Origin of the sequence: Aequorivita sp. KMM 9714 (genome assembly GCF_011065475.1) — a bacterium.
Taxonomy (GTDB): domain Bacteria; phylum Bacteroidota; class Bacteroidia; order Flavobacteriales; family Flavobacteriaceae; genus Aequorivita; species Aequorivita sinensis.
In genome coordinates this window covers 968,501-990,788 of sequence record NZ_JAAGRO010000001.1, presented here as the reverse complement: position 1 = coordinate 990,788, position 22,288 = coordinate 968,501, and the positions used below count along the sequence as shown (strand labels likewise).

Sequence of the window (22,288 nt, the reverse complement as noted above, 5' to 3'; positions counted from 1 at the left end):
GACATTTTAGTTTTCATCATCTTGCTACAAAATCCGTTCATCGGAGAGCAAACTATGATGGGTTAATTTTAAAGATTTGAGATAATAGACGTGAGATATGAGACTAAAATCTAACGTCTCACGTCTAAGGTCTCAAGTCTGTTCTAGTCTTTATCTAATTTATATTTTGCAAGGTCCATCCCGAAGTTTAGGCCTTTAACACTTACTAACTCTTCAAGCTCTGTAAGTGATTTTTTACCGAAGTTACGGAACTTCATCAAGTCATTTTTGTTGTAAGATACAAGGTCTCCCAAGGTATCAACTTCAGCAGCCTTTAAACAGTTTAGCGCACGAACCGAAAGATCCATATCAACTAATTTAGTTTTAAGCAACTGACGCATATGAAGAGATTCCTCATCATAAGTTTCAGTTTGTGCAATCTCATCAGCCTCTAAAGTTATGCGCTCATCGCTGAACAACATAAAGTGGTGGATTAATGTTTTTGCAGCTTCAGTCAATGCATCTTTTGGGTGAATTGATCCGTCTGTTTGGATTTCGAAAACCAATTTTTCGTAATCTGTTTTCTGCTCTACACGGAAGTTTTCAATACTGTACTTCACATTTTTAATTGGAGTGTAGATAGAATCTGTAAAGATAGTTCCCAAAGGAGCATTGGCTTTTTTGTTCTCTTCTGCAGGAACATAACCGCGGCCTTTTTCGATAGTAATTTCGAAATTAAGGTTTACCTTCTTATCCATATTGCAAAGAACCATATCTGGGTTCAATACTTGGAAACCTGAAATAAATTTTTGGAAATCTCCAGCTTTTAACTGATCTTTTCCAGAAACTGAAATAGTAACTGTTTCGTTATCTATTTCTTCAATTTGTCTTTTGAAACGAACTTGTTTCAGGTTCAAAATAATTTCGGTAACATCTTCCACTACTCCGGCAATGGTAGAAAATTCGTGATCCACGCCTTCGATACGTACCGAAGTAATGGCGAATCCTTCCAAAGAGGATAGTAATACGCGTCTTAATGCGTTACCAATGGTAAGACCGTAACCTGGTTCCAAAGGACGAAATTCAAATTTCCCTTCGAAATCGGTAGAGTTTACCATTATAACTTTATCAGGCTTCTGAAAACTAAATACTGCCATAATTGACTTTCTGTGTTTTTTATTATTTAGAATATAATTCTACAATCAACTGTTCGTTGATGTTTTCTGGAATTTGGATACGCTCAGGAATAGAAACGAAAGTTCCTTCCTTTTTCTCTCCGTTCCAAGTGATCCACTCATAAACGTGACTTGCGTTAGCCAATGAATCGTTGATTGCTGTAAGAGATTTTGATTTCTCTCTAACCGCCACTACATCTCCAGGCTTAAGTTGGTATGATGGAATGTTTACTTTTTCACCATTTACAGTGATGTGTCTGTGAGAAACAAGTTGTCTAGCACCTGAACGTGTAGGAGAAATTCCCATTCTGTACACTACGTTGTCTAAACGAGACTCACACATTTGAAGCAATACTTGACCTGTAATTCCAGGAGCAGCGTTTGCTTTCTTAAACATATTTCTGAACTGACGCTCTAAAATACCGTAAGTGTATTTTGTTTTTTGCTTTTCAGCAAGTTGAATTGCGTATTCAGATTTTTTTCCACGACGACGTGTGTTACCATGTTGTCCTGGAGGGTAATTTCTTTTTTCGAAAGATTTGTCGTCTCCGAAGATTGCTTCCCCGAATTTACGGGCGATTTTAGTTTTTGGACCAGTATATCTTGCCATTTCTAATTTAAGGTTTTGAAGAAAAACTAAATTAAGGTCGTTTTATAGAGAACACTTGGAGGCGCAATAAATTGCACCTCAAGCTCTCGATCCTTTAGTCTTTGATTCCTTCAGATTGATATTTACTATTTATTAAACTCTTCTTCTCTTTGGAGGACGGCATCCGTTGTGCGGCATTGGAGTAACATCGATAATTTCAGTTACTTCAATTCCTGCATTGTGGATAGATCTTATTGCAGATTCTCTTCCGTTTCCTGGACCTTTTACGTAAACTTTTACTTTACGTAAACCAGCGTCATGAGCAACTTTTGCACAATCTTCTGATGCCAACTGAGCAGCGTAAGGAGTATTTTTCTTAGATCCACGGAAGCCCATTTTACCGGCTGAGGACCAAGAGATAACATCTCCATTCTTATTTGTTAACGAAACAATAATGTTGTTGAAGGAAGCAGTAATATGTGCCTCACCAACAGATTCAACATTAACTTTACGTTTTTTAACTTGTTTTGTAGTCTTAGACGTTGTCTTTGCCATAACTCTAGGTTTTATTTAGTTGCTTTTTTCTTGTTAGCAACAGTTTTACGTTTTCCTTTTCTAGTACGAGAGTTATTCTTAGTACGTTGTCCTCTTAATGGAAGACCTGTTCTGTGACGAATACCTCTGTAACAACCAATATCCATTAAGCGCTTAATGCTTAATTGAACTTCACTACGTAATTCACCTTCGATTTTGAACGATCCAACAGCGTCACGAATAGCACCGATTTCATCATCGTTCCATTCACTTACTTTTTTATCTTCGTCAACTCCGGCTTTGTTCAGAATATCTTGGGCACGGCTTCTACCGATTCCAAAGATATACGTTAACGCGATTACACCCCTTTTGTGCTTCGGGATATCTACACCTGCGATTCTTGCCATAACTTATCCTTGTCTTTGTTTGAACTTTGGGTTCTTTTTGTTAATTACATATAATCTACCTTTTCTGCGTACAATTTTGCAGTCGGCACTTCTCTTTTTTACGGATGCTCTTACTTTCATCTCTCTTTGATTTAATTTATTGTTCAATGAACCAGTGAGGTCCGTTGTTTAGTATCTGTATGTTATTCTCGCCTTAGTTAAATCGTAAGGGCTCATTTCAAGCTTTACTTTATCACCAGGCAACAATTTAATATAATGCATACGCATTTTTCCAGAAATGTGAGCGGTTACAATATGACCATTTTCCAATTCAACACGAAACATAGCATTTGAAAGCGCTTCAACTATACTCCCATCTTGCTCAATTGCGTTTTGTTTTGCCATTTTTTAATATAATTTAAATTAAAGGTGATTTTTAAAGAGTGCAAAAGTACGATAAACTTTTTAAAATCTCATACTTACACTTTAAATAGTTCACCCTATTACATTTAAGCTACCGCTTTTCTGTTTTTTCCTGTTTTCATTAAGCCATCGTAATGACGGTTTAATAAGTAGGAGTTTACTTGTTGCATGGTGTCGATAGCCACACCTACCATAATTAGTAGTGATGTACCACCATAGAATAATGCCCAACCTTGTTGGATCCCCATCAACTTAACTACGAATGCAGGGAAAATTGCAATAAGCGCTAAGAAGATTGAACCTGGAAAGGTAATTTGAGACATAATTCGATCTAAATATTCTGCAGTTTGACTTCCTGGCTTAATACCTGGAATAAATCCACCACTTCTTTTTAAGTCATCAGCCATTTTGTTCGTAGGAACAGTAATAGCAGTGTAGAAGTATGTGAAAATAATAATCAAGATTGCGAATACTATGTTATACCAAAGGCCAAATATATCACTAAATGTAGCTTGAACACCTTGAGCGAATTCGCTATCAGATAAACTAGCTACTGCAGAAGGCACAAACATAATTGCTTGCGCAAAGATGATTGGCATTACTCCAGATGCATTTAGCTTTAATGGAATAAACTGACGAGCACCAAAAATATTCTTTTCATATCCGCCACTCGCTGTTCTTCTTGCATATTGTACTGGTATTTTACGAACAGCCATTACCAACATAATTGATAATAGAATAATCACAAACCAGATAACCAATTCAATAAGAATCATAATCAAACCTCCGTTTGATTCCATTACTCTTGAAACGAATTCTTGAGCAAACGATTGTGGCATATTTGCGATGATACCCACCATAATAAGTATGGAAATACCATTACCAACTCCTTTGTCGGTAATTTTCTCACCTAACCACATAGCGAATATTGTTCCTGTTACAAGTATAATTACAGATGAAACATAGAACATAAGGCTTTGCCCCATTACAAATGCTTCTGGTGGCACTCCCATTGCTGGAAGACCTGCAAGGTAACTAGGTGCCTGAACCAAACATATACCGATAGTTAACCATCTAGTAATTTGATTGATTTTTTTACGGCCACTTTCTCCTTCTTTCTGTAATTTCTGTAGGTATGGAACAGCAATTTGCATTAACTGTACTACAATAGAAGCTGAAATATAAGGCATAATACCTAAAGCAAAAACAGAAGCGTTGGCAAAAGCCCCTCCTGTAAATGCGTTTAGTAAACCACCAATACCGCCAGAGTCAAATTGACCTGCGAACTGTGCCAACATATCTGCATCTATCCCAGGTAATACTACTTGCGCACCAAAACGGTACACTAATAGCATTCCTAACGTAAGCAAGATGCGGTTACGAAGCTCTTCTATTTTCCAAACATTTTTTAAGGTATCGATAAATTTCATCCCTATCTTTTGTTACAATATTACTACTTCACCTCCGGCAGCTTCAATAGCTTCTTTTGCCGAGGCAGTAAACTTGTGCGCAGATACTTTCAGTTTTGCTTTTATCTCTCCTCTACCTAAAATCTTAACCATTTCATTTTTTCCAGCAAGACCTAAACCAAATAAGGTTTCAAAGTCAACGGCATCTTTTATTTTCTTGTCGTCAACCAATTGTTGTAAAGTATCGATGTTGATACCTTTATACTCCTTACGGTTGATGTTTGTAAATCCAAACTTAGGAACACGACGTTGTAATGGCATCTGACCACCTTCAAATCCAAGTTTCTTTGAATATCCTGAACGTGATTTTGCACCTTTATGTCCACGGGTAGCAGTGCCACCTTTACCGGAACCTTGTCCGCGACCTACTCGCTTGCCTTTGTTTTTCGCCGATCCTGCGGCGGGTTGTAAGTTACTTAAATCCATTTTTTCGTGTTTCCTTATTTAGTTTCAACTGAAACTAAGTGATTAACTTTATTGATCATACCAAGTATGCTTGGCGTATCTTCGTGTTCTATGGTTTGTCCTATTTTACGTAGGCCAAGTGCTTCCATAGTTTGTTTTTGGTCCTTTGGGCGATTAATTACGCTTCTAACCTTTGTTACTTTTATTTTTGCCATCGCTTTGATATTTATCCTTTGAATACTTTTTCAAGTGAAATCCCACGTTGGTCAGCGATTGTTTGAGCGCTACGCATTTGCAATAGAGCGTCAAAAGTTGCTTTAACAACGTTATGTGGGTTTGAAGATCCTTGAGATTTTGATAATACATCGTGTACTCCAACAGCTTCAAGTACCGCACGTACAGGTCCACCAGCGATAACTCCTGTACCAGGCGCAGCTGGGATAAGGTTTACGCGAGCACCACCGTACTTACCTTTTTGCTCGTGTGGAAGCGTTACTTTGTTAAGTGGAATACGAACTAAGTTTTTCTTAGCATCTTCAATAGCTTTTGCTATTGCGCTAGCAACGTCTTTGGATTTCCCAAGACCTTGTCCAACCACTCCTTTCTCATCTCCAACAACTACAATAGCTGAAAATCCGAAGGCACGACCACCTTTGGTCACCTTGGTTACACGTTGTACACCTACCAAACGGTCTTTTAAGTCAAGACCTCCTGGTTTTACTAATTCTACGTTTTTATAATCTTGATACATAATTTTACTTAGAATTTAAGGCCACCTTCTCGTGCACCTTCAGCTAATGATTTTACTCTTCCGTGGTATAGGTAACCGCCTCTGTCGAAAGCGATGGTTTCAACACCAGCTTTAACGGCTTTTTCTGCGATTAATTTCCCAACCATTTTTGCAGCTTCAACTTTATTTACATTTGAAGCGTCTATCTCTTTATCTCTTGAAGATGCAGCGGTAATGGTTTTCCCATTTACATCGTCAATTATTTGAGCGTATATTTCTTTGTTGCTTCTGTAAACAGCCAAACGTGGACGACTTTCAGTCCCCTCAACCGTTTTTCTGATTCGCATGCGCAAACGCTCTCTTCTTTCGTATTTTGATAATGCCATAACTCTATTTGTTATGCAGATTTACCTGCTTTTCTTCTTAATTGTTCACCTACAAACTTGATACCTTTTCCTTTGTAAGGTTCTGGCTTACGGAAACTACGAATTTTTGCAGCTACCTGTCCAACTAATTGCTTGTCGTGCGAAGTTAGTTTTACAATCGGGTTCTTACCTTTATCAGATACGGTTTCCACTTTTACTTCTGGAGCGATGTCCATAATGATGTTGTGTGAAAATCCTAAAGCTAAATCTAGTTTTTGTCCTTGGTTGCTCGCGCGGTAACCCACACCAACCAATTCTAATTCTTTAGTCCAACCTTTGCTTACACCCTCAATCATATTATTAACTAAAGCTCTGTACAGACCATGTCTTGCAGTGTGATCTTTAGAGTCTGAAGGGCGTTCCACTATTACGTGGTCATCTTCTACTTTCATGGTTATATCAGAGTATTCCTGAGATAACTCACCTAATTTTCCTTTTACGGTAATTACGTTGTCTTTAATATCAACTGTAACTCCTTGTGGGATTGCTACCGGGTTTTTACCTATTCTTGACATTTCTTTGTCTATTTTTTAGTAAACGTAACACAATACTTCACCTCCTACATTCTGAGCTTTAGCTTGCTGTCCTGTCATAACTCCTGAAGAAGTTGAAACAATAGCAATTCCTAATCCGTTCAGAATACGTGGAAGTTCTGTTGAACCTGCGTATTTACGTAAACCTGGTTTACTAATTCTTTGAATTTTCTTGATCACTGGCTCTTTAGTAAGCTTATCATATTTAAGAGCGATTTTGATGATACCCTGTGGAGTACTTTCGTCATCAAATTTGTAGCTCAATATGTAACCCTGATCAAAAAGGATTTTTGTAATCTCCTTTTTAAGATTTGACGCTGGAATCTCTACTACGCGATGTCCGGCTTTTGCAGCATTTCTAACTCTAGTTAGATAATCTGAAATTGGATCTATATTCATTTATTGATATTTGCGGTTGTGGTTTTTGCCCGTTAATCGAAACAAACCTTCAACCAATTTATATTAAATTTTGGAACAAATTAATGTTCTTACCAAGATGCTTTACGAACACCAGGAATAAGGCCTTGGTTAGCCAATTCACGGAATGTAACACGTGAAACTCCAAAAGTTCTCATATACCCTCTTGGTCTTCCTGTAAGTTTACAACGGTTGTGTAAACGTACTGGAGAGGCATTTTTTGGTAGTTTTTGCAAACCTTCCCAGTCACCAGCTTCTTTTAAAGCTTTGCGCTTGGCTGCATATTTTGCTACCATTTTCTGTCTCTTAACCTCACGGGCTTTCATTGATTCTTTAGCCATCTCTTAGTTCTTTTTAAAGGGTAACCCTAATTCTTGTAATAATGATTTCGCTTCCTTATCGGTCTTAGCTGAAGTAACAAATGTAATATTCATTCCTTCAATTTTCTTCACTTTATCGATATCGATTTCAGGGAAGATAATTTGCTCGGTAATTCCTAAAGAGTAATTTCCTCTTCCGTCAAAACCTGTTGCTTTAATTCCGTTAAAGTCACGTACCCTAGGCAATGCTGAAGTAACCAATCTATCAAAAAATTCGTACATGCGCTCTCCACGTAACGTAACTTTTACACCAATTGGCATACCTTTACGTAATTTGAAGTTTGCAACGTCTTTCTTAGAGATAGTTGGAACCGCTTTTTGCCCGGTTATCTTAGTAAACTCATCAACCGAATAGTCAATAAGTTTCTTATCAGCTACTGCTGCACCCACTCCGCGGGAAACAACAATACGCTCTAATTTTGGTACTTGCATGACGTTTGTGTAACCAAATTCGTCAGTAAGAGCATTGATCACTCTGCTTTTGTACTCGTCTTTAAGTCTTGGTGAATATGCCATAACTATATTGCTTGATTCGATTGTTTTGAAAACCGTACTTTTTTACCATCTTCCATTTTATATCCTACTCTTGTAGCTTTTCCAGATTTTGGATCTACTAAAGATAAGTTTGAAATATGGATAGGAGCTTCTTTCTTAACGATACCACCTTGTGGGTTAGCAGCGCTAGGCTTCTCATGTTTAGAAACCATATTTACTCCTTCTACGATTGCTTTGTTTTTGTCAAGGAATATTTTCATTACCTTACCTTCTGAACCTTTATGGTCTCCGGCAGTAACTACTACTGTATCTCCCGATTTTATTTTAAGCTTTGTCATCTTAGTTTTCATATTAAAGCACCTCTGGTGCCAATGATACTATTTTCATAAATTGCTTGTCGCGAAGTTCTCTTGCTACCGGTCCAAATACACGTGTTCCTCTCATTTCACCTTGTGGGTTTAATAAAACACATGCATTATCATCGAAACGGATGTAAGAACCATCAGGTCTTCTAATTTCCTTAACAGTACGTACTACTACTGCTGTAGAAACTGCACCTTTCTTAATGTTTCCATTAGGAGTAGCTTCTTTTACTGAAACTACTATTTTATCACCTATAGAAGCATACCTTCTTTTTGTACCGCCTAATACGCGGATGCAAAGTACTTCTTTAGCACCGGTATTATCTGCGACTTTGAGTCTTGATTCTTGTTGTAACATAATTACTTCGCTCTTTCAATTATTTCTACTAATCTCCAACATTTGGTTTTACTTAAAGGTCTTGTTTCCATGATCCTTACTGTATCACCTTCATTGCAGTTGTTTGTCTCGTCGTGTGCAACGTATTTTTTCGTCTTTGTCACGAACTTTCCGTACATAGGGTGCTTTAATTTCTTAACCTCTGCAACTACAATAGACTTATCCATTTTGTTACTGGTTACCACACCGATACGTTCTTTTCTTAAATTTCTTTTAATTTCTTCCATCTTTCAGCTGTACAATTATTGCACTTCTCTATTAGTTAGTTCAGTCGCTATTCTTGCTATCACTCTTCTTTGAGATCTTAGTTGAATTGGATTTTCCAACGGTGAAATGGTGTGAGCCATTTTTAGGTCTACATAGGCCTTTTTAGTTTCAGCAAATGCTTCCTGAAGTTCTGCCGTTGTTGCTTTCTTAATTTCTGATTGTTTCATCTTTCAAAAAATTATGCTTGGAAATCCCGAGACATTACAAATTTAGTTTTTACTGGAAGCTTTTGTGCTGCAAGGCGCAATGCTTCTTTAGCTGTTTCAACTGGTACACCAGATACTTCGAAAAGTATTCTACCTGGTTTTACTACAGCAGCGTAATATTCAACAGCACCCTTACCTTTACCCATACGTACTTCAAGAGGTTTTTTGGTAATTGGCTTATCTGGGAAAATCATAATCCAGATAGACCCCTCTCTTTTCATATAACGAGTAGCAGCAATACGAGCAGCTTCAATTTGTCTAGCTGTAAGAAATTCTGATTCCAACGATTTTATACCGAAGGTTCCATATGCTAATTGATTACCACGTCCGGCATCACCTTTCATACGGCCTTTTTGATGTTTACGGTATTTTGTTCTTTTAGGTTGTAACATTTTCTTCTGTTTAAAAAATTACTTTCTGCGGCGTGCTTTGTTGCCACCGCGTCCTTGAGCACCTTTACCACCTTTTTTGCCAGTCGAAAGACCAACTAGTGGAGAAAGTTCTCGCTTTCCATATACTTCGCCTTTCATAATCCATACTTTAACACCCAATCTACCATAAGTAGTGTGTGCCTCAACTAAAGCGTAGTCAATATCGGCTCTAAAAGTTGACAATGGGATACGACCTTCTTTGTAAGATTCTGAACGAGCCATTTCTGCTCCGTTCAAACGTCCTGAAATTTGAACCTTAATACCTTCTGCATTCATACGCATTGTTGCTGCAATAGCCATTTTAATTGCACGACGGTATGAAATACGGCTTTCAATTTGGCGTGCAATACTAGCAGCTACCAAATACGCATCTAATTCAGGTCTTTTGATCTCATGAATGTTGATCTGCACCTCTTTGTCCGTAATTTTTTTAAGCTCTTCTTTTAGCTTGTCTACTTCCTGTCCACCTTTCCCGATAATAATACCAGGACGGGCAGTGGTTATAGTAACGGTTACAAGCTTAAGCGTACGCTCAATAATTACTCTACTCACACTAGCTTTACTTAAACGAGCGTGGATATATTTCCTGATCTTGTCGTCTTCGGCTAATTTGTCGCCGTAGTCGTTGCCTCCGTACCAGTTGGATTCCCAACCTCTAATGATACCTAAGCGATTTCCGATTGGATTTGTCTTCTGTCCCATTTAATTAATTGCTTTGTGTGTTATCGTTAGCTGCCAATACCAGTGTTACGTGGTTGGAGCGTTTTCTAATTCTATGTGCACGGCCTTGTGGTGCAGGACGAAGTCTTTTTAACATCGTACCACCATCCACACGGATTTCTTTAACAAAAAGATCTGCGTCTTCAATTGAAGCATCTTCGTTCTTTTGCTGCCAGTTTGCAATAGCAGATAAAAGTAACTTCTCTAATTTACGAGAAGATTCTTTTGAACTAAATCTCAATATGTTAAGTGCTTTATCTATTTTCTCACCACGTACCAAGTCTGCCATTAAACGCATTTTTCTTGGTGAAGTGGGGCAATTGTTCAATTTAGCAAAGTATAATGTTTTCTTTGCCTCCTTGATTGCTTCTGCTCTTTCTCTTTTACGAACTCCCATGGCCTATTATTTTTTACCTTTGTTTTTAGCACCTGCATGACCACGGAATGATCTTGTAGGTGAAAATTCTCCTAGTTTATGCCCTACCATGTTTTCTGTTACATACACAGGAACAAATTGACGTCCGTTATGAACAGCAATGGTTTGACCAACAAAATCTGGAGTAATCATAGAAGCACGTGACCAAGTTTTGATAACGGTCTTCTTATTACCTTCTACATTTTGCTGAACTTTCTTGTCTAGTTTATAATGAACGTACGGTCCTTTTTTTAACGATCTTGCCATAACTTATTTCTTTCTACGTTCTAAGATATATTTATTACTTGCTTTCGTTCTAGTACGTGTTCTGTAACCTTTTGCAGGTATACCATTTCTAGAACGTGGGTGTCCTCCTGAAGCTTTACCTTCACCACCACCCATTGGGTGATCAACAGGGTTCATAACAACTGGTCTTGTACGAGGTCTTCTTCCTAACCATCTGCTTCTACCAGCTTTACCTGATACTAACAATTGATGATCGTGGTTAGAAACCGCTCCAATAGTAGCTAAACAATTAGCCAATACCAATCTAGTTTCACCAGATGGTAATTTGATAGTTGCATATTTACCTTCACGAGCCATAAGCTGTGCGAAAGTACCTGCACTTCTAGCCATTACCGCGCCTTGTCCTGGACGAAGCTCGATGCAAGAAATAACTGTACCTAAAGGGATTGCCGAAAGTGGCATTGCGTTTCCAATTTCTGGAGCAACTGAGTCACCAGAAACAATATTTTGTCCAACTTGTAGTCCGCTTTGCGCAATTACATATCGCTTTTCACCATCTTGGTAATTTAAAAGCGCGATAAACGCTGTACGGTTTGGATCGTATTCAATGCTAGCAACTGTAGCAGGGATTCCCGCTTTGTTGCGTTTGAAGTCGATAATTCGATATCTTCTTTTATGACCACCACCTTTGTAGCGCATGGTCATTTTTCCTTGACTGTTTCTACCACCAGATTTTTTAATCGGAGCAAGTAAAGACTTCTCCGGCTTATCGGTTGTAATGGCGTCAAAACCATTAACAACCCTAAAACGCTGACCTGGGGTGATTGGTTTTAATTTTCTTACTGACATTTTCGTCTAATTAGATCTAAGTTATCTTAGATGTTACTGTAAAAATCTATTGTATCACCTTCCGCCACCTGTACGATTGCTTTTTTGTAAGCATTCGTTTTACCAGTTTGGACACCTGTTTTTGTATAACGGGTCTTCCTATCAGGGCGGACATTTATTGTGCGAACTTTTTCAACAGAAACTCCGTAAGTGGCCTCAACCGCTTTCTTGATTTCTATCTTATTCGCCTTTGGGTTCACTACGAAACCAAAAACATTATTGTCTTCAGCATCTTTAGTAGCTTTTTCCGTAATTATAGGTTTAATTAAGATGTTCATCCTGTTTCTATTTACTTAAGTTTGTTTCAATTCCTTCCAAAGAACCTTCAAACAGCACTAAACTGTTTGCATTCATAATTTTGTATGTACTTAATTGTGAGCTAGTTACAACTTCAGTACCTTTCAAATTGCGAGAGGACAAATATACATTATTATTTAAGTCTCCCAACACAAATAAAGATTTTTTATCGTCTAGTCCTAAGTTCTTTAAAACCGACACAAAATTCTTTGTTTTAGGCGCATCAAAATTCAACTCTTCCATAACGTAGATCGCTTTGTTATTTGCCTTCATAGATAGGGCAGATTTACGAGCTAAACGCTTAAGGTTTTTGTTTAATTTGAATGAGTAGTTACGTGGACGAGGTCCAAACATTCTACCACCACCTTTAAAAACACCAGACTTGATGCTACCCGCACGAGCAGTACCAGTTCCTTTTTGTTTCTTTATCTTTCTAGTAGAACCAGCGATCTCAGCGCGTTCTTTTGATTTATGCGTTCCTTGTCTTTGATTTGCAAGGTATTGCTTTACATCAAGATAAACTGCGTGATTGTTAGGCTCTATTCCGAACACATCTGCAGAAAGTTCAACTTTTCTACCTGTGTCTTTTCCGTTAATGTCTAATACAGCTACCTTCATTATTTCTCAATCATTACATAAGAGTTTTTATGTCCTGGGATTGCTCCTTTAACAACAAGTAAGTTCTTTTCAGCAACTACTTTTAAAACTCTTAAATTTTCTACTTTTACTCTTTCGTTGCCCATTTGTCCAGCCATACGCATTCCTTTGAATACTCTCGCAGGATATGATGCAGCTCCAATAGAACCTGGTGCACGTAAACGGTTGTGCTGACCGTGTGTAGATTGCCCTACACCGCCAAAACCGTGACGCTTAACAACTCCTTGAAAACCTTTACCTTTAGATGTACCTACTACATCAACGTACTCTCCTTCGGTAAAAAGATCCACAGTAAGTGTGTCACCTAATTTGTAATCTTCTTCAAAATACTTGAATTCGGCGACTTTGCGTTTTGCAACGGTTCCTGCTTTTTTTGCGTGCCCTTCAGCAGCTTTAGTAGCAGTCTTCTTGTCATCGAAACCAAGTTGAAGAGCTTCGTACCCGTCAACCTCTTTGGTTCTGACTTGGGTAACAACACAGGGTCCTGCTTCAATAACGGTACACGGAATGTTCTTTCCGTTCTCGTCAAAGATGCTGGTCATCCCTATCTTTCTTCCAATTAACCCAGACATATTTATTAAATTAAAAATTATGAATTCCAAATGCAGAAGTCGATTCCTACATTCTTCCTTCGATTGTTTACTATTTATTGTTTGAAAAACAAACGGGATCAAAATAAATCCGATCCCGAATGTTACTTTGTTTTCCGTTTTTCCGTCGCTAACAAGCTCGGGACATTTTAGTGATCCTGAATTCAGAAAATTGAATTCAAAATTTTATCACACTTTAATCTCTACTTCTACACCACTTGGCAACTCTAACTTCATTAGAGCGTCAATCGTTTTTGAAGAAGAACTGTAGATATCCAAAAGTCTTTTGTAAGAACTTAATTGGAATTGTTCTCTACTCTTCTTGTTTACGTGTGGAGAACGTAATACTGTAAAGATTTTTTTATGTGTTGGTAAAGGAATTGGCCCTGTTACTACAGCTCCAGTACTCTTTACGGTCTTTACGATTTTTTCAGCAGATTTGTCCACCAAATTGTGATCGTAAGATTTTAGTTTAATTCTAATTTTTTGACTCATTGCTGAAATTATTATTCGTTAGCGGTTCCTCTTGCTGCTGCAATTACACTTTCTGATATGTTAGAAGGTGTTTCAGCATAATGTGAAAATTCCATTGTTGAAGTAGCACGACCTGATGACAATGTTCTTAATGTAGTTACATAACCAAACATTTCAGAAAGTGGCACTTCAGCCTTGATAACTTTAGCACCGGCACGGTCACTCATACTAGAGATTGTTCCACGACGACGGTTAAGGTCACCAACTATATCACCCATGTTTTCTTCAGGTGTAAGCACCTCAAGCTTCATAATAGGCTCAAGAATTACAGCTCCAGCTTTCTTAGCAACTTCTTTGAAACCAATTTTTGCAGCTAATTCAAAAGATAGTGCATCAGAATCCACAGGGTGGAAAGATCCATCTTTTAAAGTAACTTTCATAGCATCAACCTCAAAGCCTGCAAGTGGTCCATTAATCATTGCTTGAGTGAAACCTTTTTCTACAGCTGGGATAAATTCTTTTGGTACGTTACCACCTTTAATAGCGTTAACGAATTCCAATCCAATTTTTCCTTCTTCAGCTGGTTCAAGTGTAAATACAATATCTGCGAATTTACCACGACCACCAGATTGCTTCTTGTAAACTTCTCTATGGTCTGCAACTTTAGTTACAGCTTCTTTGTACTCAACTTGTGGTTGACCTTGGCTTACTTCTACTTTAAATTCGCGACGTAAACGATCAACGATAACATCTAAGTGAAGCTCACCCATTCCAGAGATAATTGTTTGTCCAGAAGCTTCGTCTGTACGAACTTGGAATGTTGGATCTTCTTCAGCAAGCTTAGATAAAGCCATACCTAATTTATCAACATCCGCTTTTGTTTTTGGCTCTACCGCAACCCCGATTACTGGGTCTGGGAAGTCCATACTTTCCAAAATAATTGGATGCTTTTCAGCTGTTAGTGTATCACCAGTTTTAATATCTTTAAAACCAACTCCTGCACCAATATCTCCAGCTTCAATAAAATCGATAGCATTTTGCTTGTTAGCGTGCATTTGGTAAATACGAGAAATACGCTCTTTATTACCAGTACGGTTATTTAGAACATATGATCCTGCATCTAAATGACCAGAGTAAGCACGGAAGAAAGCTAAACGACCTACGAATGGGTCAGTAGCAATCTTAAATGCAAGTGCCGCGAAAGGCTCTTCTACACTTGGCTTACGTAATTCTTCTTTTTCAGTATTAGGATTCACCCCTACGATACCTTCTTTATCCATAGGAGAAGGCAAGTAGCGACATACAGCATCAATTAAGAACTGAACTCCTTTATTTTTAAATGAAGAACCACAAATCATTGGAATGATACTCATATCCATTACAGCAGCACGAAGAGCAGCATGCACTTCATCCTCAGTAATAGAATCTTCATCTTCCATATATTTTTCTAGAAGGTTTTCGTCGTAAGCAGCAACTTCTTCAATAAGTTTACCGCGGTACATACGAACTTCCTCTTTCATATCTTCAGGAATTTCAACAACGTCGAAAGTTGATCCGAATGTTTCATCATGCCAAACAATAGCACGGTTTTTCACTAAATCAACAATTCCTTTAAAATCAATCTCTTCACCTAATGGTAATACGATAGGCACTGCATTAGAACCTAACATATCTTTAACCTGTTGGCACACTCCTAAGAAGTTAGACCCATTACGGTCCATCTTATTAACGAAACCAATACGAGGCACCTTATAGTTATCAGCAAGTCTCCAGTTTGTTTCAGACTGTGGCTCTACACCATCAACAGCACTAAACAAGAAAACCAACCCATCTAGTACACGTAATGAACGGTTTACCTCTACGGTAAAATCCACGTGACCAGGAGTATCGATTATATTAAAGTGGTACTCTTTAGTTTCTGGTAATGGTTGTGCATTTTCCATTGGAAATTTCCACTTACAAGTAGTAGCAGCAGAGGTAATTGTAATACCACGCTCTTGCTCTTGCTCCATCCAGTCCATAGTAGCAGACCCTTCGTGAGTTTCTCCTAACTTATGGTTTACCCCAGTGTAAAAAAGGATACGTTCTGTAGTTGTTGTTTTACCGGCATCAATATGCGCGGCGATTCCGATGTTTCTTGTGTATTTTAAATCTCTTCCCATTGTTTAGAATCTGAAATGTGAGAATGCCTTATTAGCTTCTGCCATTTTATGAGTATCCATGCGTTTTTTAACCGCAGCTCCTTCCTCCTTTGCAGCAGCAAGAATCTCAGCAGCTAATTTAGCAGCCATAGATTTCTCGTTTCTTTTTCTTGAATATGTAATTAACCATTTCATTGCAGTTGCAATTTTACGGTCTGGACGAATTTGCATAGGAATTTGGAAGGTTGCCCCACCAACTCTACGACTACGCACCTCTACGTGAGGCATAACATTAGAAAGAGCATCTTTCCAAAGTTCTAACGCAGTTTTTTCGTCGTCTTGCTTCTTTTCTTCTACAATATCAATTGCATCGTAGAAAACTTTAAAAGCCACACTCTTTTTTCCATCCCACATCATGTTGTTTACAAAACGCGTAACCAACTGGTCGTTAAACCGTGGATCTGGTAAAAGGGGTCTTTTTTTGGCCTGTTTTTTTCTCATCTGTTGTTTTGTTAATTGTTAATCGTCAATGCTAATTATATAACCTAAGCTATAAAGCATCAGCTATTAACCGTTTTCATTTTACTTCTTTGGGCGTTTTGCTCCATACTTAGATCTACGTTGCGTGCGGCCTGCAACACCTGCGGTGTCTAAAGCTCCACGAACAATGTGGTATCTAACTCCTGGCAAATCTTTTACCCTTCCACCTCTAACCAATACTATCGAGTGCTCTTGGAGATTATGACCTTCGCCTGGGATGTATGCGTTTACTTCTTTACCATTTGTAAGCCTTACCCTTGCTACTTTACGCATTGCAGAGTTAGGTTTTTTAGGCGTAGTAGTATATACACGCGTACAAACACCACGACGTTGTGGGCATGAATCCAAAGCAACCGATTTACTCTTCTTGGTTATTCTGGTTCTTCCTTTACGTACTAATTGTGAAATTGTTGGCATATAAAATATGTATTATTACTGTTTAAAAATAAAACACCCCTATTTTTAGGGGATGCAAATGTAGAATAAATTTTTTACTAATCAAACCATACTGAATTAATTTTCAGCATACTTCCAATTTTTTTTCATAAAAGAGACGAAATAGGAAGTTGAAGCTTTAATTTTGAAGATTGCAAACTTAAACTTATTAAAATCACTCAACAACAATTAAATACCATATCACGTTTAAGATTATTCAACAAAAAAAGAAATTCGATATTAACAAATACACTTTGCTTACCTGACCGTAAAGCCTATCCAAACTAACTTGATAGTATTTTTATTGACTTGTAGAATAACAGAGCAAGATATAGATGTAAAAGAAATACCAATTTCTACAGAAAACTAAATTTTATCAAATACAAAGAAACTAGATTACAGATTTGAAACAAGCTACCACACTATTTCTACTCCTTAATATATACACCTGTTTTTTCTTTGGAATAAACGCTCAGGAGCTTACACTTTCTGTAAAAGCTGAAAAACCTATTTCACAAAACCTTATTGACTCACTACAAATTCCAAAAACGTTTCAAAACTATTCAGAAATTGAAAAAGAGACAGATACAATTTCACTGAAACTTCAACGAATGGGATTTATTGAAAGCGAATTTCTTCAAATAAATAAAGAAAACGATAGTAGCTATGTCGCAGCTTTTAATCTAGGACGAAAATACAATCAAATAAAAATATATTATTCTGAAGAAAATTTCACCCGAAAAGAATTACAACGAATTTCAAACAATATTACAAATTCCTATTTCACAGTAAAGTTTGAAGCAATAACAAGTTCACTAAACAAACTAACCGCCATACGAAATCAAAAGGGAAATGCTTTTGCACTTTTACGATTAACTGAATTTCAAATTGAAGATAACAACTTGCTCTCTGCATCGCTTTTTGTAGACAACAAAGAAATAAGAACAGTCGACTCTATTATTGTAAAAGGCTATGAAAAATTCCCTCCTTCTTATTTAAAGCATTATGCAGGGATAAAAAAGGGCAAAGTTTTTAACAAAGCAAAACTTCTTAAGCAAAACGACAATTTAAACAACCTAGGTTTTGCATCATCCACAAAACCACCCGAAGCACTTTTTAGAAAAGACTCGACTACCGTGTATTTCTATCTAGAAAAACAAAACAACAACCTATTTGATGGAATACTTGGTTTTGCTACGGATGAAAAAAAACAAAAACTTAACTTCAATGGATTTTTAAACCTTGAATTAAACAACAATTTGAATTACGGCGAACAACTGCTCATCAATTATAAAGCCGATGGAGAAGAACAAGTGAGTTTTAGAACTAAGCTCACACTCCCCTATTTGTTCCAATCGCCTTTTGGTCTAAGCGGAGAACTCAAAATTTTCAAAAGAGACAGTACTTTTATCACCTCGGAGCAACAAGTACGCACGACTTATCAAATCAACCCCCAATCAGCTACATATATAGGGTACAAAAGCTACGACTCTAGCAATTTATTAGATGAGGCTATTGCTGGTAATCCTATTGAAGATTTTAAATCTAATTTCTTTATAGCTGGCGCTTCCTACATAACCACTCAAAACAAAAAGCTTTTCCCCATAAAAAGCCGATTCACATTAGAAGGAGGAATTGGGAATCGAAAAAAGAATAATATCAATGAGGATCAAATAGGTATTGAAGCACTTATCAGCAACATTTTTAATTTAAACTTTAAAAACTCAATATTTATACAAAATGCCACTAATATTTTAATTAGCGATAGCTATCTAACAAATGAACTATTTCGATTTGGAGGTATAAATAGTATACGGGGATTTAATGAAAACAGCATAGACGCATCATTCTTTTCCATTATTAACACCGAATATAGGTACCAATTCAATGAAGAAGTGTTTGTACACAGCATTATAGACGTGGGGTATTTTGAGAACCAAACTCTTGCTTTAAAACAAAACCTTTACAGCTTTGGTTTTGGACTTGGCATCAACACCAACACAGGTTTGTTTAGGCTAAATGTTGCAAACGGCAACACCGAAAACCAAGATTTTAATTTTTCAAACACTAAGATTCATATCAGTGTTTCATCAAAATTTTAATAAAAGCTTAAAAAACAAGGTTTCACTTTCAAAAGGAAAGTTAAAAATTGGGAGTAAATACTTGTGTAATTAACTTTTTATTGTGATTTTTGCCGTTGGCTAATTCAAATAATTTATAAAAATGAGAACAAAGTTTAGTGGAATCTTAACGCTACTACTAGCGTTAGTTGTGCAGCTTACCTTCGCACAACAAAAAACTATTACAGGTACGGTGACGGACGACACAGGTCTGCCATTGCCTGGTGCAAACGTTATAATAAAGGGTACAAGCTCTGGAACACAAACAGACTTTGATGGTTTATACTCCATCACTGCAAATGTGGGTCAAACGCTTACCTTTAGTTATGTAGGTTTTGACACCAAGGAAATTAAAGTAGGAGCGCAGAACAGTGTTAATGTTACTTTAAATCCAGGTGCAAGCCTAGAAGAAGTAGTTGTTACTGGGTATTCTACTCGTAATCAAACTGTGCAAACTTCAGCTGTTGTATCTATTTCAGCAACTGAACTTTCTCAAATGGCACCTACTACTAGTGTAGATAATATGCTACAAGGTAAAGCCGCTGGGGTGCAAGTAACTGCAGCTAACGGTAAGCCAGGACAAGGAGCTTTCGTTCGTATTCGTGGAACAGGATCTCTTGTTGCTGGTGCATCTTCTCCATTATACATAGTGGATGGCGCGCCAATTAGAGAGCAAGATCTTGCAGGTATCCCACCAGAGGATATCGAAAATATTTCGATTCTTAAAGATGCTCCAACTACAGCTAGATATGGTTCTAGAGGTGCTAACGGGGTAGTTGTAATTACTACAAAGAGCGGTAACAGAAATAGAGAAGCAAAAGTTCGCTTTAGCTCTAGATATGGTACTACTTCTAGAATTACACCAAACTTCGACATGATGAACGCTACTGAAAAGATGGCATTCGAAGCACAAATGTATGCTATGGGTATTTCTGGAGCTGCAACACTTCCAGGTGTAGCAACAAACCCAGGTTCTCCAGAAAGAAACTTCTTATTACAACATGAGACAGACTGGGAAGACTTAATCCTTAAGGATGGTATTATCCAAAACAATAGTGTTTCTATTTCTGGTGGTGCTGAAAAAGTAGATTACTACTTCTCTGTAACAAACGACAGAAACACTGGTATTATTGACCAAATTGATGGTTTCGAAAGATTAGGTTCACGTTTAAACGTAAACTTTGAAGCAAAAGAATGGTTAAACGTTGGTGTAAACGTAGGTTACTCTCGCTCAATGAGTGATGAGCCACGTGACCGTAACAACGCTCAAAACCCATTCCGTGCAATGTTGGACTACAACCCATACGAAACTGAATTCTTATTAGATGAAAATGGAACTGTTATTTTAGATGACAACGGTAATCCAACTTACAACCCAACACGTGGTGGATTCCCAGTAAGAGGTGCTTTATTAACTGAGCCATCTGAAGATATTACAAATACATTACTTGGTAGTGTAGATGCAACAGTTACTTTCAGCAAAAACTGGAGCTACACTTTTGCAGTTGCAGCTAACTGGAACGCAATGAGAAGAGAGAGCTACTCAAAGCCAGGAGGTATTCTTGACGTTATCTTAGAAGGTGCTGATAACCCAACAGGTAACAAGTTTGATGATCAAATACACCGTGTGGATCTTACTGTAAGTAATAGATTAAACTATCACTTCAATAGAAACAACCACGATTTTAACATCATGGGATTATACGAATACAACATGTACGAGTTTAACCGTCAGTTTGTAAGAAGTAAAGGTTTCCCTTCTCCATTATTGACTACCCAAGCTAACGCATCTACATTAGATGACGGTTACACAAGTAGACAAAGATTAACGCTTGTATCTTACGGTGCATTTGCAGAGTATGACTATGCAGAGCGTTACTTATTAGGTGCTACAGTACGTAGAGACGGATCTTCAAGTTTTGGTAGCGACGTTAAGTACGGTACTTTCTATAGTGGAAGTCTTGGTTGGAACATAGCAAAAGAGAACTTCTTCTCTGTAGACGCTATTAACGATCTTAAAATTAGAGCTGCTTACGGTACAGTAGGTAACAGATTAGGTGTTCCTAACTATGCATCTCAAGGTACAGTAGTATTCGGTTCATACCCTGGAGGATCTTCAACGCTTCCAAGTCAAGTTGCTAACCCAGAAATTCAGTGGGAAACAACTGAAACCTTAAACTTTGGTTTAGAGTTAAACATGTTCAACAAGCGTTTACGTTTTGTATCTGACTACTTTATCCGTAACACTACCGACCTATTATTCAACATTCCTAAAGCATGGGAGTCTGGTGTAGGTTCTATTGCAGGTAACTTAGGTGAGATTCAAAACAAAGGTCTTGAAGTTGCATTACAAGGAGACATCGTACGTAACGATGATTTCAAATGGACTTTAGGAGGTAACATTATCTTCTTAGACAACGAAATCGTTTCTTTACCTGACGGTCAAGATATTACTCCTAATGCATTTAGCATTTTATTTAGAGAAGGTGCTAAAATTAACGAGCACTACTTAGTAAGATACGCAGGAGTTGATCCACAAACTGGACAAGCTCTTTACTACGGTGCTGACGATCAAAAATACACTGCTAACAACCTTCCAGAAGGTGAAAACCGTGTGTTACAAGGAAAGTCAACATTGGCTGACAAAGAAGGTGGTTTCTTTACAGACTTAAACTACAAAGGTTTCGGACTTCGTGCTGATTTCATCTTCAAATACGGAAACTGGATTAACAACATTGTAAGAGCACAACGTGAAGATCCAACCGACATTGACTCTAACAGATCTACAAGTGCGTTTAACTACTGGAAGCAACCAGGTGACACAGGAGTACTTCCTAGCCCACGTTACGCTAACACTGATGCAGCTGTTGACTCTGACCAATACTTAGAAAAAGGTGATTACATAAGAATGAGAAACATTACTCTATCTTATACATTCCCTAATAGATTCTTAGACAAAACTCCTATTAGCAGCTTAAGAATTTATGCTCAAGGACAAAACTTATTGACATTCTCTAAATTCTGGGGAGATCCTGAAGTAGGTATTTCATCTGGTGAAACTATCTCATTCGCAAGTACTGTTGCTCCAGGAGAGGTTACATTATACAGTTACCCAAACACTAAGTCATACCAGTTAGGGATAGACGTAAGTTTCTAATTTTA

Annotated in this window: 33 protein-coding genes; 2 read left to right on the top strand and 31 right to left on the bottom strand. The window is 37.6% G+C overall.

Annotated features, from left to right (window positions below):
- Nucleotides 1–143: 143 nt before the first annotated feature.
- The 31 genes from G3A46_RS04440 to rpsL form a co-directional block, all read right to left on the bottom strand.
- On the bottom strand, nt 144–1,136 hold the full coding sequence (locus tag G3A46_RS04440; protein ID WP_139855386.1) for a DNA-directed RNA polymerase subunit alpha: 993 nt from the start codon (nt 1,134–1,136) through the stop codon (nt 144–146).
- Between the two features lie 22 nt (nt 1,137–1,158).
- Nucleotides 1,159–1,764 (bottom strand): 30S ribosomal protein S4, encoded by a 606-nt coding sequence (rpsD, locus tag G3A46_RS04435; RefSeq protein WP_139855387.1) that lies wholly within the window; start codon nt 1,762–1,764, stop codon nt 1,159–1,161.
- 132 nt (nt 1,765–1,896) lie between these two features.
- Complete coding sequence (gene rpsK, locus G3A46_RS04430) at nt 1,897–2,298, bottom strand: 30S ribosomal protein S11 (protein ID WP_139855388.1); 402 nt, start codon at nt 2,296–2,298, stop codon at nt 1,897–1,899.
- Between the two features lie 11 nt (nt 2,299–2,309).
- On the bottom strand, nt 2,310–2,684 hold the full coding sequence (gene rpsM / locus G3A46_RS04425; protein WP_139855389.1) for a 30S ribosomal protein S13: 375 nt from the start codon (nt 2,682–2,684) through the stop codon (nt 2,310–2,312).
- A gap of 3 nt (nt 2,685–2,687) precedes the next feature.
- On the bottom strand, nt 2,688–2,804 hold the full coding sequence (gene ykgO / locus G3A46_RS04420; RefSeq protein ID WP_009779203.1) for a type B 50S ribosomal protein L36: 117 nt from the start codon (nt 2,802–2,804) through the stop codon (nt 2,688–2,690).
- A gap of 48 nt (nt 2,805–2,852) precedes the next feature.
- Nucleotides 2,853–3,068 (bottom strand): translation initiation factor IF-1, encoded by a 216-nt coding sequence (gene infA / locus G3A46_RS04415; protein WP_139855390.1) that lies wholly within the window; start codon nt 3,066–3,068, stop codon nt 2,853–2,855.
- 104 nt (nt 3,069–3,172) lie between these two features.
- Nucleotides 3,173–4,516: a preprotein translocase subunit SecY gene (secY, locus tag G3A46_RS04410; protein ID WP_165146674.1), complete on the bottom strand. Its 1,344-nt coding sequence runs from the start codon at nt 4,514–4,516 to the stop codon at nt 3,173–3,175.
- A 12-nt stretch (nt 4,517–4,528) separates the two neighbouring features.
- Nucleotides 4,529–4,981, bottom strand: a complete 453-nt coding sequence (gene rplO / locus G3A46_RS04405) for a 50S ribosomal protein L15 (RefSeq protein WP_139855392.1) — start codon at nt 4,979–4,981, stop codon at nt 4,529–4,531.
- A 14-nt stretch (nt 4,982–4,995) separates the two neighbouring features.
- Complete coding sequence (rpmD, locus tag G3A46_RS04400) at nt 4,996–5,175, bottom strand: 50S ribosomal protein L30 (protein ID WP_139855393.1); 180 nt, start codon at nt 5,173–5,175, stop codon at nt 4,996–4,998.
- Between the two features lie 11 nt (nt 5,176–5,186).
- A complete protein-coding gene (rpsE, locus tag G3A46_RS04395) occupies nt 5,187–5,711 on the bottom strand; it encodes a 30S ribosomal protein S5 (protein ID WP_139855394.1) in 525 nt (174 codons plus the stop codon).
- An 8-nt stretch (nt 5,712–5,719) separates the two neighbouring features.
- Nucleotides 5,720–6,076, bottom strand: a complete 357-nt coding sequence (gene rplR / locus G3A46_RS04390; protein WP_165146672.1) for a 50S ribosomal protein L18 — start codon at nt 6,074–6,076, stop codon at nt 5,720–5,722.
- Between the two features lie 11 nt (nt 6,077–6,087).
- The gene (rplF, locus tag G3A46_RS04385) at nt 6,088–6,630 is read right to left on the bottom strand and encodes a 50S ribosomal protein L6 (RefSeq protein ID WP_165146670.1); all 543 of its coding nucleotides are present in this window, start codon (nt 6,628–6,630) and stop codon (nt 6,088–6,090) included.
- Nucleotides 6,631–6,645: 15 nt separating this feature from the next.
- Nucleotides 6,646–7,047 (bottom strand): 30S ribosomal protein S8, encoded by a 402-nt coding sequence (rpsH, locus tag G3A46_RS04380; protein WP_139855397.1) that lies wholly within the window; start codon nt 7,045–7,047, stop codon nt 6,646–6,648.
- Nucleotides 7,048–7,136: 89 nt separating this feature from the next.
- Nucleotides 7,137–7,406 (bottom strand): 30S ribosomal protein S14, encoded by a 270-nt coding sequence (rpsN, locus tag G3A46_RS04375; RefSeq protein WP_139855398.1) that lies wholly within the window; start codon nt 7,404–7,406, stop codon nt 7,137–7,139.
- Nucleotides 7,407–7,409: 3 nt separating this feature from the next.
- Entirely contained in the window at nt 7,410–7,961 is a 552-nt protein-coding gene (gene rplE, locus G3A46_RS04370) for a 50S ribosomal protein L5 (protein ID WP_139855399.1), read from the bottom strand.
- A gap of 2 nt (nt 7,962–7,963) precedes the next feature.
- Entirely contained in the window at nt 7,964–8,278 is a 315-nt protein-coding gene (rplX, locus tag G3A46_RS04365; RefSeq protein WP_139855400.1) for a 50S ribosomal protein L24, read from the bottom strand.
- 13 nt (nt 8,279–8,291) lie between these two features.
- Nucleotides 8,292–8,660, bottom strand: a complete 369-nt coding sequence (gene rplN / locus G3A46_RS04360; protein WP_045079247.1) for a 50S ribosomal protein L14 — start codon at nt 8,658–8,660, stop codon at nt 8,292–8,294.
- 2 nt (nt 8,661–8,662) lie between these two features.
- Nucleotides 8,663–8,926, bottom strand: coding sequence for a 30S ribosomal protein S17 (gene rpsQ / locus G3A46_RS04355; protein ID WP_139855401.1), 264 nt, complete (start codon nt 8,924–8,926; stop codon nt 8,663–8,665).
- A gap of 15 nt (nt 8,927–8,941) precedes the next feature.
- Nucleotides 8,942–9,133, bottom strand: a complete 192-nt coding sequence (rpmC, locus tag G3A46_RS04350; protein WP_165146668.1) for a 50S ribosomal protein L29 — start codon at nt 9,131–9,133, stop codon at nt 8,942–8,944.
- Nucleotides 9,134–9,144: 11 nt separating this feature from the next.
- The gene (gene rplP / locus G3A46_RS04345) at nt 9,145–9,564 is read right to left on the bottom strand and encodes a 50S ribosomal protein L16 (RefSeq protein ID WP_165146665.1); all 420 of its coding nucleotides are present in this window, start codon (nt 9,562–9,564) and stop codon (nt 9,145–9,147) included.
- An 18-nt stretch (nt 9,565–9,582) separates the two neighbouring features.
- Nucleotides 9,583–10,305, bottom strand: a complete 723-nt coding sequence (rpsC, locus tag G3A46_RS04340) for a 30S ribosomal protein S3 (RefSeq protein WP_139855403.1) — start codon at nt 10,303–10,305, stop codon at nt 9,583–9,585.
- Between the two features lie 4 nt (nt 10,306–10,309).
- Nucleotides 10,310–10,720 (bottom strand): 50S ribosomal protein L22, encoded by a 411-nt coding sequence (gene rplV / locus G3A46_RS04335; protein ID WP_139855404.1) that lies wholly within the window; start codon nt 10,718–10,720, stop codon nt 10,310–10,312.
- Nucleotides 10,721–10,726: 6 nt separating this feature from the next.
- Nucleotides 10,727–11,005: a 30S ribosomal protein S19 gene (gene rpsS, locus G3A46_RS04330; protein WP_139855405.1), complete on the bottom strand. Its 279-nt coding sequence runs from the start codon at nt 11,003–11,005 to the stop codon at nt 10,727–10,729.
- Nucleotides 11,006–11,008: 3 nt separating this feature from the next.
- Nucleotides 11,009–11,833 carry a 50S ribosomal protein L2 gene (rplB, locus tag G3A46_RS04325; RefSeq protein WP_139855406.1) on the bottom strand — a complete coding sequence of 275 codons (825 nt, stop codon included), beginning with the start codon at nt 11,831–11,833 and terminating at the stop codon, nt 11,009–11,011.
- A gap of 26 nt (nt 11,834–11,859) precedes the next feature.
- Nucleotides 11,860–12,150, bottom strand: coding sequence for a 50S ribosomal protein L23 (gene rplW / locus G3A46_RS04320; protein WP_139855407.1), 291 nt, complete (start codon nt 12,148–12,150; stop codon nt 11,860–11,862).
- 7 nt (nt 12,151–12,157) lie between these two features.
- A complete protein-coding gene (gene rplD / locus G3A46_RS04315; RefSeq protein ID WP_139855408.1) occupies nt 12,158–12,787 on the bottom strand; it encodes a 50S ribosomal protein L4 in 630 nt (209 codons plus the stop codon).
- A complete protein-coding gene (gene rplC / locus G3A46_RS04310; protein WP_165146662.1) occupies nt 12,787–13,398 on the bottom strand; it encodes a 50S ribosomal protein L3 in 612 nt (203 codons plus the stop codon). The genes rplD and rplC overlap by 1 nt, the downstream gene beginning before the upstream one ends.
- Before the next feature lie 207 nt (nt 13,399–13,605).
- A complete protein-coding gene (rpsJ, locus tag G3A46_RS04305; RefSeq protein WP_010181931.1) occupies nt 13,606–13,911 on the bottom strand; it encodes a 30S ribosomal protein S10 in 306 nt (101 codons plus the stop codon).
- 11 nt (nt 13,912–13,922) lie between these two features.
- Nucleotides 13,923–16,052, bottom strand: a complete 2,130-nt coding sequence (gene fusA / locus G3A46_RS04300) for an elongation factor G (protein WP_165146659.1) — start codon at nt 16,050–16,052, stop codon at nt 13,923–13,925.
- 3 nt (nt 16,053–16,055) lie between these two features.
- Complete coding sequence (rpsG, locus tag G3A46_RS04295; RefSeq protein WP_139855411.1) at nt 16,056–16,532, bottom strand: 30S ribosomal protein S7; 477 nt, start codon at nt 16,530–16,532, stop codon at nt 16,056–16,058.
- Between the two features lie 81 nt (nt 16,533–16,613).
- The gene (gene rpsL / locus G3A46_RS04290) at nt 16,614–16,988 is read right to left on the bottom strand and encodes a 30S ribosomal protein S12 (protein WP_073215344.1); all 375 of its coding nucleotides are present in this window, start codon (nt 16,986–16,988) and stop codon (nt 16,614–16,616) included.
- A gap of 422 nt (nt 16,989–17,410) precedes the next feature.
- Here rpsL and G3A46_RS04285 point away from each other — a divergent pair, with 422 nt between their 5' ends.
- Together G3A46_RS04285 and G3A46_RS04280 are read left to right on the top strand one after the other, a co-directional pair.
- Nucleotides 17,411–19,108, top strand: a complete 1,698-nt coding sequence (locus G3A46_RS04285) for a POTRA domain-containing protein (RefSeq protein ID WP_165146656.1) — start codon at nt 17,411–17,413, stop codon at nt 19,106–19,108.
- A gap of 121 nt (nt 19,109–19,229) precedes the next feature.
- Nucleotides 19,230–22,283 (top strand): SusC/RagA family TonB-linked outer membrane protein, encoded by a 3,054-nt coding sequence (locus G3A46_RS04280; RefSeq protein WP_165146653.1) that lies wholly within the window; start codon nt 19,230–19,232, stop codon nt 22,281–22,283.
- Nucleotides 22,284–22,288 lie beyond the last annotated feature (5 nt).

What these genes read in the sequence shown, in the direction of transcription:
- rplO (WP_139855392.1), bottom strand. Translation starts at nt 4,981, where the DNA reads ATGGATTTAAGTAACTTACAACCCGCCGCAGGATCGGCGAAAAACAAA.
- G3A46_RS04280 (WP_165146653.1), top strand. Translation starts at nt 19,230, where the DNA reads ATGAGAACAAAGTTTAGTGGAATCTTAACGCTACTACTAGCGTTAGTT.
- rplR (WP_165146672.1), bottom strand. Translation starts at nt 6,076, where the DNA reads ATGGCATTATCAAAATACGAAAGAAGAGAGCGTTTGCGCATGCGAATC.
- rpsJ (WP_010181931.1), bottom strand. Translation starts at nt 13,911, where the DNA reads ATGAGTCAAAAAATTAGAATTAAACTAAAATCTTACGATCACAATTTG.
- rpsD (WP_139855387.1), bottom strand. Translation starts at nt 1,764, where the DNA reads ATGGCAAGATATACTGGTCCAAAAACTAAAATCGCCCGTAAATTCGGG.
- rpsL (WP_073215344.1), bottom strand. Translation starts at nt 16,988, where the DNA reads ATGCCAACAATTTCACAATTAGTACGTAAAGGAAGAACCAGAATAACC.
- rplN (WP_045079247.1), bottom strand. Translation starts at nt 8,660, where the DNA reads ATGTTACAACAAGAATCAAGACTCAAAGTCGCAGATAATACCGGTGCT.
- secY (WP_165146674.1), bottom strand. Translation starts at nt 4,516, where the DNA reads ATGAAATTTATCGATACCTTAAAAAATGTTTGGAAAATAGAAGAGCTT.
- rplX (WP_139855400.1), bottom strand. Translation starts at nt 8,278, where the DNA reads ATGACAAAGCTTAAAATAAAATCGGGAGATACAGTAGTAGTTACTGCC.
- rplP (WP_165146665.1), bottom strand. Translation starts at nt 9,564, where the DNA reads ATGTTACAACCTAAAAGAACAAAATACCGTAAACATCAAAAAGGCCGT.
- rplC (WP_165146662.1), bottom strand. Translation starts at nt 13,398, where the DNA reads ATGTCTGGGTTAATTGGAAGAAAGATAGGGATGACCAGCATCTTTGAC.
- rplV (WP_139855404.1), bottom strand. Translation starts at nt 10,720, where the DNA reads ATGGGAGTTCGTAAAAGAGAAAGAGCAGAAGCAATCAAGGAGGCAAAG.
- rplE (WP_139855399.1), bottom strand. Translation starts at nt 7,961, where the DNA reads ATGGCATATTCACCAAGACTTAAAGACGAGTACAAAAGCAGAGTGATC.
- rplW (WP_139855407.1), bottom strand. Translation starts at nt 12,150, where the DNA reads ATGAACATCTTAATTAAACCTATAATTACGGAAAAAGCTACTAAAGAT.
- rpsG (WP_139855411.1), bottom strand. Translation starts at nt 16,532, where the DNA reads ATGAGAAAAAAACAGGCCAAAAAAAGACCCCTTTTACCAGATCCACGG.
- rpsQ (WP_139855401.1), bottom strand. Translation starts at nt 8,926, where the DNA reads ATGGAAGAAATTAAAAGAAATTTAAGAAAAGAACGTATCGGTGTGGTA.
- rpsN (WP_139855398.1), bottom strand. Translation starts at nt 7,406, where the DNA reads ATGGCTAAAGAATCAATGAAAGCCCGTGAGGTTAAGAGACAGAAAATG.
- fusA (WP_165146659.1), bottom strand. Translation starts at nt 16,052, where the DNA reads ATGGGAAGAGATTTAAAATACACAAGAAACATCGGAATCGCCGCGCAT.
- rpsC (WP_139855403.1), bottom strand. Translation starts at nt 10,305, where the DNA reads ATGGGACAGAAGACAAATCCAATCGGAAATCGCTTAGGTATCATTAGA.
- ykgO (WP_009779203.1), bottom strand. Translation starts at nt 2,804, where the DNA reads ATGAAAGTAAGAGCATCCGTAAAAAAGAGAAGTGCCGACTGCAAAATT.
- infA (WP_139855390.1), bottom strand. Translation starts at nt 3,068, where the DNA reads ATGGCAAAACAAAACGCAATTGAGCAAGATGGGAGTATAGTTGAAGCG.
- G3A46_RS04440 (WP_139855386.1), bottom strand. Translation starts at nt 1,136, where the DNA reads ATGGCAGTATTTAGTTTTCAGAAGCCTGATAAAGTTATAATGGTAAAC.
- rpsM (WP_139855389.1), bottom strand. Translation starts at nt 2,684, where the DNA reads ATGGCAAGAATCGCAGGTGTAGATATCCCGAAGCACAAAAGGGGTGTA.
- rplB (WP_139855406.1), bottom strand. Translation starts at nt 11,833, where the DNA reads ATGTCAGTAAGAAAATTAAAACCAATCACCCCAGGTCAGCGTTTTAGG.
- rpsE (WP_139855394.1), bottom strand. Translation starts at nt 5,711, where the DNA reads ATGTATCAAGATTATAAAAACGTAGAATTAGTAAAACCAGGAGGTCTT.
- rpsH (WP_139855397.1), bottom strand. Translation starts at nt 7,047, where the DNA reads ATGAATATAGATCCAATTTCAGATTATCTAACTAGAGTTAGAAATGCT.
- rpmC (WP_165146668.1), bottom strand. Translation starts at nt 9,133, where the DNA reads ATGAAACAATCAGAAATTAAGAAAGCAACAACGGCAGAACTTCAGGAA.
- rplF (WP_165146670.1), bottom strand. Translation starts at nt 6,630, where the DNA reads ATGTCAAGAATAGGTAAAAACCCGGTAGCAATCCCACAAGGAGTTACA.
- rplD (WP_139855408.1), bottom strand. Translation starts at nt 12,787, where the DNA reads ATGAAGGTAGCTGTATTAGACATTAACGGAAAAGACACAGGTAGAAAA.
- rpsS (WP_139855405.1), bottom strand. Translation starts at nt 11,005, where the DNA reads ATGGCAAGATCGTTAAAAAAAGGACCGTACGTTCATTATAAACTAGAC.
- rpsK (WP_139855388.1), bottom strand. Translation starts at nt 2,298, where the DNA reads ATGGCAAAGACAACGTCTAAGACTACAAAACAAGTTAAAAAACGTAAA.
- rpmD (WP_139855393.1), bottom strand. Translation starts at nt 5,175, where the DNA reads ATGGCAAAAATAAAAGTAACAAAGGTTAGAAGCGTAATTAATCGCCCA.